This is a genomic window from Sinorhizobium chiapasense (assembly GCF_036488675.1).
Taxonomy (GTDB): domain Bacteria; phylum Pseudomonadota; class Alphaproteobacteria; order Rhizobiales; family Rhizobiaceae; genus Sinorhizobium; species Sinorhizobium chiapasense.
The window spans coordinates 164,530-178,376 of the sequence record NZ_CP133148.1; the positions used below are offsets into that span (position 1 = coordinate 164,530).

Consider the following 13,847-nt stretch of genomic DNA (forward strand, 5'->3'; position numbering starts at 1 on the left):
TAATGACGGGCGGCGTCAGTTGAAGCAGCGGGTTGATCAGGCCGTCACGCTCTTCAACGCGCGAGCGAAATCCTCGATCAGATCCTCGCTGTCCTCGATGCCGGCGGAGAAGCGCACGGTGCCGGCGGAAATGCCGAGTTCGGCGCGAGCTTCCTCCGTCAGGTTCTTGTGCGTTGTCGTGGCCGGATGGGTGATCAGGCTCTTGGAATCGCCGAGGTTGTTGGAGATCCGGACGATTTCCAATGCGTTCTGAAGCGCGAACGCCGCTTCCTTGCCGCCCTTGAGTTCGAAGGCGACCAGCGTCGAGCCGCCGGTCATCTGCTTCGCAATGATGTCAGCCTGCGGATGGTCCTTGCGGCCGGGATAGATGACGCGGCCGACCTGCGGTTGCTCGGCGAGGAAATCGGCGATGAGCCGGGCGCTTTCCGTCTGCTGTTTGACCCGCAGCGGCAGCGTCTCGATGCCCTTGAGCAATGTCCAGGCGTTGAACGGCGACATGGCCGGGCCGGTATGGCGGAAATAATCGTGGAGGTTTTCGTCGATCCATTCCTTGTTGGAAAGCACGACGCCGCCGAGGCAGCGGCCCTGGCCGTCGATGTGCTTGGTGGCGGAGTAGACGACGACATGCGCGCCGAGTTCGAGCGGCTTCTGGAAGAGGGGGGTCGCGAACACATTGTCGACGACCAGTTTGGCGCCGATCTGATCGGCGAGCTTGGCGACGCCGGCGATGTCGATCACTTCGAGCGTCGGGTTGGTCGGGCTCTCCAGGAAGAAGACCTTGGTGTTCGGGCGAACCGCCTTCTCCCAGTTTGCGAGATCGCGGCCGTCGACGAGCGTACATTCGACACCGTATTTGGGCGCGAGGGTCTCCACGACCCAGCGGCACGAACCGAAAAGCGCGCGGGCGGCGACGATGTGATCGCCCGCCTTCACCTGGCAGAGGATCGCCGAGGCAACGGCCGCCATGCCGGAGGCGGTGGCGCGGGCGTCTTCGGCTCCTTCAAGCATGCACATGCGCTTTTCGAACATGTCGTTGGTCGGACTGCCGTAGCGCGCATAGATGAAGCCGTCGGTCTCGCCCTTGAAGCGGGCTTCCGCAGCTTCGGACGTTTCGTAGACGAAGCCCTGTGTCAGAAAGATCGCTTCGGAGGTTTCGCCGTATTGCGAACGGAGCGTTCCGCCATGGACGAGTTGGGTTGCCGGGCGCCAGGTCTTGCTCATGCGACAATCACTTTCAAACAAAAAAACCGGCCGCGAAAACGGGCCGGTTTGACACCCGGCCATTTTAGCTACTTGTTTAACGTGGCTGCAAGCCGACCGGCCAAATCACCACGGGATAAAGCTCCAATACTGCCTGGGCGCGCTTGCGTCAATTCCCGGAGTTTGGTTTTGTCTGGCAACTGGAATGAGGTTCGGAATGGCTCGCGAGACAGGGATTTTGGCCGACCGCGCAATTGCCGCGCTGTTTGCCACGGGGCGCTTGAAAAGCGAGAGACCGCTGGATGATGACCAGATCCAGCCGGCGAGCCTCGACCTGCGCCTCGGCGCCAAGGCGTTTCGCGTCCGGGCGAGCTTCATGCCCGGCCCGGCCCATCTTGTTGCCGACAAGCTCGACCGCCTGAAACTGCATGTCATTGATCTCACGGTCGGGGCGGTGCTGGAAACGGGCTGCGTCTATATCGTGCCGCTGATGGAGAGCCTCGCACTGCCGGAAAACATGTCGGCTTCCGCCAATCCGAAGAGTTCGACCGGACGCCTCGATATCTTCACGCGCGTCATCACCGACAGGGCGCAGGAGTTCGACAAGATCCCCGCCGGCTACAGCGGCCCGCTCTATCTGGAAATCAGCCCGCGCACCTTTCCGATCGTCGTCAGGCGCGGTTCACGCCTGTCGCAGATCCGTTTCCGCGTTGGTCAGTCGATGCTCTCCGAACAGGAGCTTCTGGCGCTGCACGAAAGCGACGTGCTCGTCGCAAGCGAGCGGCCCAACGTCACCGGCGGCGGCATTGCGCTTTCGATCGATCTCAAGGGCACCGGTCCGGACGGCCTCATCGGCTACCGCGGCAAGCACCATACCTCGGTCGTGGATGTCGACAAGAAGGCGGAGCATCCGATCTTCGATTTCTGGGAGCCGCTCTACAGCCGCGGCCGCGACGATCTGATCCTCGATCCGGACGAGTTCTACATCCTCGTCTCGCGCGAGGCGGTGCATGTTCCGCCGCTCTACGCGGCCGAAATGACACCCTTTGATCCTCTGGTCGGCGAGTTCCGCGTCCACTATGCCGGCTTCTTCGATCCGGGCTTCGGGCACGCCTTGGCCGGCGGCAGCGGCAGTCGGGCGGTGCTGGAGGTCCGCAGCCACGAAGTGCCGTTTATCCTGGAGCACGGGCAGATCGTCGGCCGCCTCGTCTACGAGCACATGATGGAGCGGCCGGAAGGTCTCTATGGCCTCGACCTTGGCTCGAACTATCAGGCCCAAGGCCTGAAGCTTTCCAAGCATTTTCGCGCCGAGTGAGCCCCGAGCAATTCCAGGAAAAGTGTGTAACGGTTTTCCGTCCGGAATCGCGTAGCTTCAAGGAACTGGATCATTTCGCTGTTCAATGACGGAATGAAATGATCTAGTCGCTTGACAGATCGCGGTTGTTGAGGAAATTTCCGCTTCTGTCGCGGGTGTAGTTCAGTGGTAGAACGCCAGCTTCCCAAGCTTGATGTCGTCGGTTCGATCCCGATCACCCGCTCCATTTTTCTTGTCTCGTCCAACGATATGATGGAACTCCGGGATGGCTCGTGCGATCGAGGTTCCTGTAGCCAGTCGGGCAACATCTCGATAATCTTTGGAAAACCAAACCGAATCCGCGTGTTCCAGGCCGCGGCTCCAAGTATCGGATCGTAATGACGCGTGCTCTGAGTCTACGTATTTGCGGAATCCTTGCGCTCTGCGCCTTCCTCGTCGCCGATCCGGTGCTTGCGCAACCGCGGGATCTGCCGCTTCTCTTCGACGCCCGCGAACGCATCGCCCGGCCGGACCTGACCGGACTTGCACGGCTTCGCTTTTTGACGACGGTCGATTTTCCGCCGTTCAATTTCATCGACCAATCGGGCAAGCTTTCGGGTTTCCACGTCGACCTCGCCCGCGAAATCTGCCGCGAGCTTGAGATCGAGGACAAATGCCAGATTCAGGCGGTGACCTATGCGGAACTGATCCCGGCGCTCGAACAAGGCCAGGGGGAGGCCGTCGTCGCGGGTATCGCAGTTCGCCCGGAACTGCGCCAGCGTTTCGCCTTCTCCAGGGCTTTCATGCAGTTGCCGGCTCGTTTCGCTGTCAACACGAAGGCAGAAGATGCCGTGGCTAACGCGGCTGAGCTCGAAGGCAAGCCCGTCGGCGTCGTGTCCGGCACGACGCACGAGGCCATGCTCAAGGCCTTTTTCCCGAAAATCGAGCCCAAGGCCTTTCCAGACCGGGAGGCGATGCTTTCGGCTTTGCGGCAGGGTTCGGTTGCGGCCGTCTTCTCCGACGGCATGCAGCTCTCGTTCTGGGTTTCGGCCAGTGTCGCCGGAGGATGTTGTGCCTTGCTCAATGGCGCTTATTTCTCGCAACACTACCTAGGGGAAGGTTTGACGATCATGAACCGCAAGGCCGAGCCGGCATTGACCCAGGCGATCGATCACGCCTTGCTGGCGCTGTCGCGCAGCGGCAGGCTCGAGGAGATCTATCTGCGCTACTTCCCGAACGGCATTTATTGATCGAAGCGGAGCCAGCGCTCCTAGAGCATCCCGCTTTCAAGTGGAATCGCTGAAAGCGGATAAGATGCTCTAGAATCAAAGTGCTAGAGCGTCCTTTGTGCGTTCACCGCTCTAGCCACGCCGGAAAGGCAGCATCAGCGACCAGGCGAGCTTGATCGGCGCGTCGCGCCCATAGGCCTTGAGGCCCGTCTCGATGGCATCGTCGCCGCTTGCCGGTTGTGCCACATAGGTGGAGAACAGCCGGTCCCAGATTGAAAGGTTGAAGCCGTAGTTGGAATCCGTCTCGATCCCCTCGACGGAGTGGTGGATGCGATGCATGTCTGGCGTGACGATGAAACACCGCAGCCGCCGCTCGATCTTGGGCTGTAGGCGCAGATTGGCGTGGTTGAACATGGCGCCGGCGTTGAGGACGATTTCGAAGAGCAGCACGGACAGGGCAGGGGCGCCGAGTAAAACAATGATCGCCGCCTTCCACACCATCGAGAGAAGAATTTCCAAAGGATGGAAGCGGAGTGCCGTCGTCAGATCAACCCCCGGATCGGCATGATGGACGCGATGGATACGCCAAAGGATCGGCAGCTTATGGGAGGCAACGTGCTCCAGCCAGACGGCAAAATCCAGCACGACGAAGGCGATTAGGCCGGAAAGCAGCGCTGGGACGCCCAGTGCGGGCAGCGCCCCGTATCGGTGGGCGTCGGCCCAGAGCGCAACGCCCGTGGCTGCGGCCGGAAAGACGATGCGCAGGAAGACCGAGGAGAGAACGAGAATCGAAAGGTTCGTCGCCCAGCGACGGGCCTTCAACGCTTTCACGAGCTCCGGTCGTTCCAGGCGCGGATGAGAGAGTTCGAGCAGCGCGAGGAGGGCGAAGGCAGTGGCAAAGGCGATGAGGCGCCAAAGCGGTTCCGCAACACCGTAAAACAGCATCCGTTTAGACCTCGTCGATGCGCTCCAGTCGCCCGGAACAGCGGGGAGCCGGCCCGCGCCTCCGGCGATTCTGGGTTAGGGAATCTATTTCCTGAAGCGCGCGATCGCGCCGCGTTCGATGCCAGCGCAGGTCAGTTTGTCGAGGCCCAGCCGGTCGCGCAGCAATTGCAAGAGCCGGATTTCCTCGTTGCGAATACGCTGATCGGCGGCAGCAAGCTCCACGGCGAGTGCATACGCCGTGTCATAAAGCCGTTGCGGCAAGGCTTCGCGGATCATTTCAAGAATGACGTCTAGGCCCTCCGGCGCAGCAAGCTGGGCCGAGCACTCGCGGCCAATGTCGATCAGCCTGTTCTCATCAAAACCGTCAAAGCCGGGCAGAAACCGGACGAGCTCACCGATGCGGGCAAATTCGTCATCGGTCATGTTCCGATCGACAGCGGACATCATCACCATGACATAGACGAAGGCTTCGTGCTGGCTGAGGCTTGGCGGCATTTGACCGGACTCCTGTGACTGAGGGGCAGTTAGGAATTTCGGGTTGGGCTTACAAGTCTGGTGCCGTGTCCTCCGGTATTGTCGCCACCGGTGGTTCATCGATGATGAGCGGCGCGCGGCTCAGATCGCGCGGGTCGTCGCCGTAGAAGCCAAGCTTTGCGCTTCGGGCGGCTTCCGCCTTGGCTTCAAGGGGGCTGCCAGGCAGTGGTGTCGCCCAACCGTTGCTGACGAGCCATTCCGCTGGGTTTTCGTTCCCGACCTTGCAGGCTGTCGTAACGGTTTTCTCGGAATTCTCTTCGGGCTGATCGCAGACGAGCGCGCGCGCCCTCAGGAAGTTACGAAAGGCGGTACGCGCGACCATGCCGCAGGGCCAGCTGCGGCCGCTGCCCTCGCAGGTTTTCTCGGCGTTTTCCGGTTCGATATCCTCGAGCTGGACGGTCGTGTCGCCCGAGCGGATCAATCCGGCGGCAAGCGCGACCGGACGCTGGAAGACAATCGTGGTTGCTGCCGGCTTTTCTTTTGGTTCGGAGAGCGGCGGGCGTGGTGCAACACGCTCGAGCGGCTGCGCGATGCCGTCCTCCGGCAGGGCGAAAAGCTGCGGCTCGATTGTCCGTGCCGGCAGTCGGTCGACCTTTCCGGTACTGGCCTTCTGCTCGGGGACTGCTGGAGGTTGTGGGTCGGCGGGCACCTCTGCCGGCGGGTCCGGCGCTTCGATCGTTGCCACGTCCGGCGTTTCGAGGGGAAAATCCGGTCCGGCACTTTCCGGGTCGCGGATTGCGGCGACACCGGCCCAGAGGATGCCGGCGTAAAGCAGCAGGGCGAAAAGCCCGCCAGCGATTGTGAACGACTGCTGCCGCATCAGGAAAGATATCCTACTGGCTGGCCCAGATGATCCGGGCGATCCACTCCACGTCTGACATTTCGAAATTGCGGTTCGGGTGATCCGGGTTGAGCGACAAGAGGTCGATGCCGCGCGGTGTCTGCCGCGACAATACTTTCGCCATCACCTCGCCCTCGCAGGTCTTGACGACGACGCGGTCGCCGCGCCGCACCTGCGCGGTCGGATCGACAATCAGAACATCGCCGTGGCGATAAAGCGGCAGCATGCTGTCGCCCTGGACTTCCAGGGCGTAGATGCCAGAGTGGCGCTCAAGCGCTGCAGGAAAGTCGACCACGTCCCAGCCTTGACCGGCGGGGAAGCCGCCGTCGTCGAAGAAGCCGCCGGCGCCGGCCTGGGCAAAGCCAATGAGTGGGATGTCCGCCGATTGCTCCCGCTCGTCCGCCGGCACGCTCTTTCTCGTTGCCGGGCGGATGAGGGCCATGAACTGGTCGACGGACGAACCGGTTGCCTCCAGGATCTTCGAGATCGATTCCGTCGAGGGCCAGCGGTCGCGACCGTCGGCGGATTGGCGCTTCGACTTGTTGAAGGATGTCGGATCGAGACCAGCGCGACGCGCCAGGCCGGACGGCGACAGCCGATGGCGCTCGGCCAGCGCGTCGATGGCGCGCCAGATGCTGTCGTGTGAGAGCATTCGATCCACTCCGGAAGGGCGAGGGACGCCATTCCTTCTGCCTTCCGTCTACATTAGCGAAGCAGGCAATGGCCGTAAAGAATGCGAAGGAAAATAGTCCTTTGTCGGCAACAGCGCCGCGCGTCTGATCAGACGCGCAAAGGACGCCGTAGGACTTTCGGCTACGATTTAAGGAAACATGCAGTGGCTGCGGTCAGGCGAGCTCCTGCTCCTTTGCCTTCCTTGCCATGACCTGATCATAGGCCGCCTGCAGCGTCTGCCGCACCGTGGGTCCGTCCGGAACCGCAGGCGCGGCGCCGAGATGTTCGACCCGCAGTTCGTCCATGAACCGCTCCCAGAGTTCCGGGCCGCCTTCCTCCATCAGCTGCGCGCGGATGCTCAGCTCTTCGCTGACCGGCAGATAACGGCGGCCCCAGGCCCCGAGATGCGCCATGATCGGCACCAATGCGATCGTCATCTCGGTGAGGCTGTAGATCGCCTTCTGCTTGTGGCTGGGATCATCCCTCTTCGTCAGCATACCCATTTCCACCAGCGTCTTCAGCCGATCGGCGAGAATGTTGGAGGAGATGCCCTCCTGCGAGCGAAGAAGTTCGCGGAAATGCCGTTTGCCGCCGAAAATCATGTCTCGGATGATCAGCAGACTCCATTTGTCACCGAAGACTTCGAGCGAGAGATTGATCGGGCAACCGGAGCGATGGTCGTCTGTCATGCTGGTCCCTGTAGATCACGATGATTTTGCGACTGAGCCCAAGATCATGAACGTGAACGATTCTGGCAAGTTGAGATGCGGGATGCTGGCCGGGCCGTTTGCACCTTTCCACATCGGACTAACTGCTTGCATTATCGCATCAGTGGAGTTAATCTGCAACTGCTTTCATTTCGATATCAGATTGCCGCCGAGCGATGCAGTCGCGGGATTGCCGGCGATGACGTCGGTCTCGAAAGTTCCCGGTGAGAACTGCCGGGCGCGGCCATTGAAGAGGAGAAAGACCATGGCAAATCCATCCGCAGAGCACACAAGTTTCACCATAGAACGTATCTTCAAGGCATCGCCCGAGCGGGTTTTTCACGCCTTTGCCGATCCTGCAACGAATGACCGATGGTTCGTCAAGGGCGACAATTGGCCGGTCGCGGAATACCGGCACGACTTCCGCGTCGGCGGGCGCGAAAGCGGCCGTTTCAGCCAGGACGGCAAGACCTTCTATTTCAACGAGACCGTCTATCTCGACATCGTCGAGAACAGGCGGATCGTCTCGGCTTACACCATGGCGAAGGATGATCGGCGGATTTCTGCCTCGATCGCCACCGTCGACCTGCTGCCCGAAGGCAAGGGTACCCACGTCATCTTTACCGAACAGGCGACCTTCCTCGACGGGCTGGATAAGGTCGAATATCGCCGGGAAGGCTGGGAGCAGTTGATTGGGCGTCTCGCCGCTGAACTTGGTGAAGCGGCCGAAGCGGCCTGACATCGCGGCGCGATTTGTCGAATAGCCTTACAGCATCGATGCCAGAGCGCTGCCGGCCATGCCGACGGAGAACACAACGAGGCAGGCGGCAGCGATGCGGCGGGGTAGCCGCGGACCGATCGGCTGCCTTGGCAGCCGCGCAACGAAGGTGCCGGCGATGATCCAGAGCGAGCCGGCACTCACCACCAGCGCGGCGAATGCGGCAAGCCAGGGCAGCATCGCTACCAGCCCCGCCTGCGGCATGATCGCCAGCGCGATGATCAGCCCCTTTGGATTGAGCACGGTGGTGATGAGCACCTGCCCGAGCGTGATCGGCCGCACCGCAGCCTCGCCTATTGGAGCCCAGAGCGCATAAGCCATAAAGAGGACCCAGCAGGCGGCGACGAGCTTGACGATAAGGCCGATCTCCGGGTGGGCGGACATGAACGGCGCGGCCAGCGCCGCGACCGGTACGATCACCGTCAGATAACCGCCGAGCTCGCCAAGAAGCAGCGGAGCCGACCGCCGCACTCCGACCGCCGCACCGGAAAGCCACAGCAGCGTGTTGGTTGGCCCGGGCGTTGCCAGGAGCAGGAGGATGGCGAGCGCGAACTTGAGCGGCTGCATGGACGGTGTTCTGGCTGTTGGCTATGATCACGCTCTAATCCAGTCGCTAGACCGAGAACTTGATCTTGGTCAACCATTGGCTCCGCCGGTCACGTTCTCTTTCTGAATAGCCTCCATTTTCGCAGATTTGGCTTTGCGGAGCAGGTGCTGTGCAAAGACAATTAGCTCCAAAGCCATCTCAGGTTCGTCAACCCAATTAAACTCGTGCGTCACCGGATTTCTTATACCTAGCATCGCGCCTGCATAAAGACGCTGATAACCCTTTTGTTCATCGACCTCAGATTGAGTGCTGCGTTCTGTCCAGTACAGCTTTGGTGAGCTTGGACTGAACACGGACTCCATCAATTGAGTGCCGGTTACCGAGCGCGAGCCCACTCTTTCGGCGATGAACTTGTCAACCGCCTTGTAGGCCTCCTGCACAGCAACAGAGTAATGCCCAGAAACAAAAAGATCGCGTGAGACGCGCTCTATTTCGGGCTCCACGATGACTCGTGTGAACACACTTGCTGGCTCAGAATCTTCCGCTGTCGGCGATGATACCCCAAGCATCCTTGGAGCTGGAACCGCCAAAACGGCTCGGGCCAATCCCAACTCAAGTAAATGCTCCTGAAATCGCCGTATGCCTTCAATTATTCGGTATGTCATACAGATAACGCCTCATAGCGGCGAAGATCGACTCTATTTGCTCAGAGCCGGCATCAGCACTGATGTGAATCTGTACGTTAACATTCAAAGGAAACGCTTCCTGTGCTTTTGCCGATGCTCGCGCAAAGCCTTCTGGTTCACTTCCGGAGGACCGCGTAGCCCCGCCCGCGGCACTGCGTTTCGGTGGTGAGGCATTGCCTCGCTGGTTCACCTTGCTGGACTTGTCGCCATTCTCCTTTGGTGATCGGCCGTTTGCCCGCGATGGTGCCTCATTTGGACTAGGGCTACCGATCAGCAAGTACGTTGCCGTTTTGTTTCCGGCTGCGCCTTGACCTAAGCCTTCGCGGAGAAACCAATTTACTATCTTTTGCCTGTCTCCTTCTTCAACTGGAGCGAGGTGAAGCAAACCTTCGGGATAGTTCGCGGCGACTAGTTCTTGAGCGGCTTCGCCGTAAGTATCGTCCATTCGCCACTTCTGGGCCGTGGACGTTGCCTTCCCATCATCAGTGAGGATTCCCACAGCTTTCAATTCTGCGACGTACGCGCGAGCGGCTGCTTCTTGAACGTCAAGTTGAGCGCCCAACAAGCGCTCATCAATAGTAGCCGTTGGCGTCCTTTTGAGAATTGCTCTAACACCCCACCAAACAGTACTTGGAATTTGGGGATAGCGATTTTTCTCGGCCATACTACTCTCCATGGTTGCAAATGGATGCTCTCACACAGCATCATTTTGTCAAGTGTAGAATATGATAGCAATTTCAATAGGATGAATGGCGATTGGGAGGGATTATCCAGAGAATGAAATCGCCCACACCGAATCGGCCGCGGCGTGACTCGCGATAACCTCAGTATAAAAGAAAAGGGCCGCATCATCAGACACGGCCCTCGGTTTCGTAGGGTAGGCGGTTTACGCCGCCTTCTTCGCCTCTCCATAGGGATCGAAGCGTCCGTAGAAAGTCTCGCCCTTTTCCGCCATCTCCTTTAGCAGCGGCGTCGGCTTGAAGTGGGCTCCATAGTTCTTGGCGAGCTTCTCGCAGAGCTTGACGAAGGCTTTCACACCCATGCCGTCGATGTAGGACAGCGTGCCACCGGTATAGGGCGCGAAGCCGAAGCCGAGGATGGAGCCGACATCGGCCTCGCGCGGGTCGGTGACGATGCCTTCCTCGATGGTGCGGGCGGCTTCCAGCGCGATGGTTGCGAGGAAGCGCCGTTTCAGAACCTCGACGTCGATCTTGTCGGCACTCTGCTGCGGATAGAGCGTTTTCAGCTCCGGCCAGAGATATTTCTTGGCGGGTTTCGCTGGATATTCGTAGAAGCCCTTGCCGTTCTTGCGGCCGCGGCGATCGAGTTCGTCGACCATCTTGTTGATCAGCGCCATATGCCGCGGATCGACGGCCTTGTCACCGAGATCGGCGACGGTGGCCTTCAGGATCTTCTGGCTGAGGTCGATCGCCACTTCGTCGTTGAGCGACAGCGGACCGACCGGCATGCCGGCCATCTTGGCGGCGTTCTCGATCATTGCCGGCGGCACGCCTTCGATCAGCATGTCGTAGGCTTCGTGGATATAGCGGAAGACGCAGCGGTTGACGTAGAACCCGCGGGTGTCGTTGACGACGATCGGCGTCTTCTTGATCGCGGCGACATAATCGAGTGCGGTCGCGAGCGCCTTGTCGCCTGTCTCCCTACCGAGGATCACTTCGGTCAGCATCATCTTCTCGACCGGCGAGAAGAAGTGGATGCCGATGAATTGTTCCGGCCGCTTCGAATTCTTGGCAAGGCCGGTGATCGGCAGCGTCGAGGTGTTGGAGGCGAAGATTGCGTCCTCGGCAATCACCGCTTCGATCTTCTCGATCACATCCTTCTTGACCTGCCGGTCCTCGAAGACCGCCTCGACGACGAGGCTCGCATCCTTGAGGTCGCCAAAGTCGGCCGAAGGCGTGATGCGGGCAAGCAGCGCTTCGCCCTCTTCTTTGGTCAGCCGGCCCTTACCAATCGATTCCTTCACCAGCCCTTCCGAATGCGCCTTGCCCTTTTCGGCCGTTTCCATGTCGCGGTCGATCAGCGTAACGGGGATGCCGGCGGCAGCGGTGACGTAGGCGATCGAGGCACCCATGAAGCCGGCGCCGACAACGCCGACCTTTTTGAATTCGGACTTCGGCACGCCGGCGGGGCGGCGCGCGCCCTTGCCGAGTTCCTGCATCGAGACGAACAGCGAGCGGATCATCGAGAAGGCTTCGGTCGTCTGCAGGATCTCGGTGAAATAGCGCTGCTCGATCTTGAGAGCTGTGTCGAACGGCACTTGCAGGCCTTCGTAGACGCATTTCAGGATGGCGATTGCACCTGGATAGTTGCCATAGGTTTCTCGCCGAAGAATGCCGGAGGCGGCGGGCCAGAGTTGGGCCGAAGCCGGCGTCCAGATGCCGCCGCCCGGCACTTTGAAGCCCTTTTCGTCCCAGGGCTGTACCGGCTTCAGGCCGTTCTTGATCATCGCCTTGGCGGCGTCGATCAGCTTGTCCGGATCGACGACTTCGTGCACAAGCCCCATCGCCTTGGCACGTGCCGCCGTCAGCGACGAACCGGTCGTCATCATCTGCAATGCGTCCTGCGCGTTGGTGAGGCGCGGCACGCGCTGGGTGCCGCCGGCGCCAGGGAAGATGCCGACCTTGACTTCCGGCAGGGCGATCTTCACCGCCTTGGAATTCGAGGCGACACGGCCGTGGCAGGCAAGCGACAGCTCGAAGGCACCGCCCATGCAGGTGCCGTTGATCGCCGAGACCCACGGCTTGCCTGAGGTTTCGAGCTTGCGGAAGAGGCCTGTCATGCGACCGACGAGGTCGAAGAGCTTTTGCGCGGCGTTGGCCGGGTCTTTCTTCTTTTCCTCCGCCTGGAAGGTGAACATCGACTTGATCATCGAGAGATCGGCGCCGCCGGAGAAGGACGACTTGCCAGAAGTGAAGACGACGCCTTTGACGGCCGTGTCGGCGGTCGTCTGGTCGACGATCGCGTTGAGTTCCTCCATCACCTCCTGGGTAAAGACGTTCATCGACTTCTCAGGCATGTCCCAGGTGACGAGCGCGATGCCGTCGGCGTCGGTTTCGATCTTGAAGTTCGTGTAAGACATTTTCTCTCTCCCGGATCGGATCAGACGCGTTCGATAATGGTGGCGGTGCCCATGCCGGCGCCGATGCAAAGCGTGACGAGCGCGGTGTTGAGGTCGCGGCGCTCCAGTTCGTCCAGAACGGTACCGAGGATCATTGCGCCGGTAGCTCCGAGCGGATGGCCCATGGCGATCGCGCCACCGTTGACGTTGATCTGGTCATGCGGGATGTCGAAGGCCTGCATGTAGCGCAGGACGACGGCGGCAAAAGCCTCGTTCAGCTCGAAGAGATCGATATCGGAAAGCTTCATGTCGGCACGCTTCAGGAGCTTTTCGGTGACGTCCACCGGACCTGTGAGCATCAGCGCCGGGTCGGAGCCGATATTGGCGAAGGCGCGGATGCGGGCGCGCGGCTTCAGTCCCATGGATTCGCCGCCGGCCTTGGAGCCGAGAAGAACGGCGGCCGCGCCGTCGACGATGCCGGAGGAGTTGCCGGCGTGGTGGACGTAGTTGATCCGCTCGATTTCCGGATGCGCCTGGATGGCGACGGCCTCGAAGCCGCCCATCTCGCCGGGCATCTGGAAGGAGGGGTTGAGCGATGCGAGCGCCTGCATGTCGGTGGTCGGGCGCATGTGCTCGTCACGGTCGAGAATAGTCAGGCCGTTCTGGTCCTTGACCGGCACGACCGAGTTCTTGAAGTAGCCCTTTTCCCAGGCACTGGCTGCACGCTTCTGGCTTTCGACCGCATAGGCGTCGACGTCATCGCGCGAGAAGCCGTATTTCGTGGCGATGAGATCGGCCGAGACGCCCTGCGGCATGAAATAGGCCGGCAGGTTGACGGAGGGGTCCATGAACCAGGAGCCGCCGGACATGCCGAGACCGACGCGCGACATGGATTCGACGCCGCCTGCGATGACGATGTCGTCCGCCCCTTGGGCGATCTTCGCGGCGCCGAAGTTGACGGCATCGAGGCCGGATGCGCAGAACCGCGAGATTTGCATGCCCGGCGCGCGCGTCGAATAGCCGGCCTCGAAGGCGGCCGCCTTGGGGATGACCGAGCCTGCATCCATCACCGGATCGACACAGCCCATGATGATGTCGTCGACGGTCGACGTGTCGAGGCCATTACGGTCGCGCACCGCCTCCAGCATCTTGGCCGCGAGGCGGACGGACGGCACCTCGTGCAGCGATCCGTCCTTCTTGCCACGGCCGCGCGGTGTGCGCACGTGGTCGTAAACGAAGACTTTCGTCATCTCTCGATCTCCCTTTGGGCGGCATCGCTTCGAGCCGCGCTTGATGCATTGGAGCGGGATGCTTGCCGAAGCCGCCTCGCGCTTT

Annotated in this window: 14 protein-coding genes, 1 tRNA gene and 1 riboswitch; of the genes, 4 read left to right on the forward strand and 11 right to left on the reverse strand. The window is 60.8% G+C overall.

Features of this window, described 5'->3' with window-relative positions; all coding sequences use genetic code 11:
- Positions 1-36 precede the first annotated feature (36 nt).
- The gene (locus RB548_RS00770; RefSeq protein WP_331373177.1) at positions 37-1,221 is read right to left on the reverse strand and encodes an O-succinylhomoserine sulfhydrylase; all 1,185 of its coding nucleotides are present in this window, start codon (positions 1,219-1,221) and stop codon (positions 37-39) included.
- A 43-nt stretch (positions 1,222-1,264) separates the two neighbouring features.
- Positions 1,265-1,343: riboswitch (SAM riboswitch) on the reverse strand.
- Positions 1,344-1,417: 74 nt separating this feature from the next.
- Here RB548_RS00770 and RB548_RS00775 point away from each other — a divergent pair.
- From RB548_RS00775 to RB548_RS00785, 3 genes are all read left to right on the forward strand, one after another.
- On the forward strand, positions 1,418-2,515 hold the full coding sequence (locus tag RB548_RS00775; RefSeq protein WP_331373178.1) for a 2'-deoxycytidine 5'-triphosphate deaminase: 1,098 nt from the start codon (positions 1,418-1,420) through the stop codon (positions 2,513-2,515).
- Between the two features lie 151 nt (positions 2,516-2,666).
- A tRNA-Gly gene (locus tag RB548_RS00780) sits at positions 2,667-2,741 on the forward strand.
- A gap of 151 nt (positions 2,742-2,892) precedes the next feature.
- Positions 2,893-3,744, forward strand: a complete 852-nt coding sequence (locus tag RB548_RS00785; protein ID WP_331373179.1) for a transporter substrate-binding domain-containing protein — start codon at positions 2,893-2,895, stop codon at positions 3,742-3,744.
- A 111-nt stretch (positions 3,745-3,855) separates the two neighbouring features.
- Here the strand turns inward: RB548_RS00785 and RB548_RS00790 are convergent, their stop codons facing one another.
- From RB548_RS00790 to RB548_RS00810, 5 genes are all read right to left on the reverse strand, one after another.
- A complete protein-coding gene (locus RB548_RS00790) occupies positions 3,856-4,668 on the reverse strand; it encodes a sterol desaturase family protein (protein ID WP_331373180.1) in 813 nt (270 codons plus the stop codon).
- A gap of 84 nt (positions 4,669-4,752) precedes the next feature.
- Complete coding sequence (locus RB548_RS00795) at positions 4,753-5,163, reverse strand: tellurite resistance TerB family protein (protein WP_331373181.1); 411 nt, start codon at positions 5,161-5,163, stop codon at positions 4,753-4,755.
- A gap of 49 nt (positions 5,164-5,212) precedes the next feature.
- On the reverse strand, positions 5,213-6,022 hold the full coding sequence (locus RB548_RS00800) for a thermonuclease family protein (RefSeq protein ID WP_331373182.1): 810 nt from the start codon (positions 6,020-6,022) through the stop codon (positions 5,213-5,215).
- 13 nt (positions 6,023-6,035) lie between these two features.
- Entirely contained in the window at positions 6,036-6,695 is a 660-nt protein-coding gene (locus RB548_RS00805) for a S24 family peptidase (RefSeq protein WP_331373183.1), read from the reverse strand.
- Positions 6,696-6,888: 193 nt separating this feature from the next.
- On the reverse strand, positions 6,889-7,404 hold the full coding sequence (locus RB548_RS00810; RefSeq protein WP_331373184.1) for a winged helix-turn-helix transcriptional regulator: 516 nt from the start codon (positions 7,402-7,404) through the stop codon (positions 6,889-6,891).
- Positions 7,405-7,687: 283 nt separating this feature from the next.
- Between RB548_RS00810 and RB548_RS00815 the strand changes: the two genes are divergently transcribed.
- Positions 7,688-8,161, forward strand: coding sequence for an SRPBCC family protein (locus tag RB548_RS00815; RefSeq protein WP_331373185.1), 474 nt, complete (start codon positions 7,688-7,690; stop codon positions 8,159-8,161).
- A gap of 27 nt (positions 8,162-8,188) precedes the next feature.
- Here RB548_RS00815 and RB548_RS00820 read toward each other — a convergent pair whose 3' ends face one another.
- The 5 genes from RB548_RS00820 to RB548_RS00840 form a co-directional block, all read right to left on the reverse strand.
- Positions 8,189-8,767: a LysE family translocator gene (locus RB548_RS00820; RefSeq protein WP_331373186.1), complete on the reverse strand. Its 579-nt coding sequence runs from the start codon at positions 8,765-8,767 to the stop codon at positions 8,189-8,191.
- A gap of 69 nt (positions 8,768-8,836) precedes the next feature.
- Entirely contained in the window at positions 8,837-9,250 is a 414-nt protein-coding gene (locus tag RB548_RS00825; RefSeq protein ID WP_331373187.1) for a TIGR02391 family protein, read from the reverse strand.
- A gap of 142 nt (positions 9,251-9,392) precedes the next feature.
- Positions 9,393-10,097, reverse strand: a complete 705-nt coding sequence (locus RB548_RS00830) for a hypothetical protein (protein ID WP_331373188.1) — start codon at positions 10,095-10,097, stop codon at positions 9,393-9,395.
- Positions 10,098-10,319: 222 nt separating this feature from the next.
- Positions 10,320-12,533 (reverse strand): 3-hydroxyacyl-CoA dehydrogenase NAD-binding domain-containing protein, encoded by a 2,214-nt coding sequence (locus RB548_RS00835; RefSeq protein WP_331373189.1) that lies wholly within the window; start codon positions 12,531-12,533, stop codon positions 10,320-10,322.
- 20 nt (positions 12,534-12,553) lie between these two features.
- Complete coding sequence (locus RB548_RS00840; RefSeq protein WP_331373190.1) at positions 12,554-13,762, reverse strand: acetyl-CoA C-acetyltransferase; 1,209 nt, start codon at positions 13,760-13,762, stop codon at positions 12,554-12,556.
- Positions 13,763-13,847: the final 85 nt, after the last annotated feature.